Here is a 431-nt window from a genome sequence, read left to right as displayed (position 1 = left end):
TCCTCGGATTCTATCTTCGGCGAACAATCGAGGAGAGCCCTGCATTCACCGAGGTCAAGCAATCCGGCAAGGCCGATCGGTCGCCGGCGCTCACCATTGTTCGCCAGTACCCTCTGCGAAGCCTGATCATTGCCGGCATCACACTGAGTGCGGGTGTCTCGTTCTACGTTCTGGCCGTATTCGGGTTGTCCTACGGAACAGCGACAGTCGGATTCAGTCGTCAGACAATGCTTCAGATAATCATGGTGACGATGATCTTCGCGTTCGCTTTCATCGTCGCTGCGGGACGGCTCTCCGACCGAATCGGTAGGCCGAAGTGCATCGTCGGAGGAATGGTCGGGCTGGCACTATGGGCATTCCCGTGGCTGTGGCTGGTGGGCACCGGTAATGCGTGGCTCGCGCTCTTGGCGTGCATCGTCTTGTGCATACCG

The 431-nt window shown here is 58.7% G+C and carries 1 protein-coding gene; it reads left to right on the top strand.

Going from position 1 to position 431, the window contains the following annotated elements; genetic code table 11:
* The coding region (locus Q3W56_RS20715) for an MFS transporter (RefSeq protein WP_302896706.1) at nucleotides 1-431 on the top strand (431 nt) is incomplete at both ends.

The organism is Bacillus sp. C28GYM-DRY-1 (assembly GCF_030519405.1).
GTDB lineage: Bacteria > Bacillota > Bacilli > Bacillales > Bacillaceae > Bacillus > Bacillus spizizenii_A.
The sequence above is the reverse complement of the archived record's forward strand: the minus strand, read 5'-3'. Positions and strand labels throughout refer to the sequence as shown.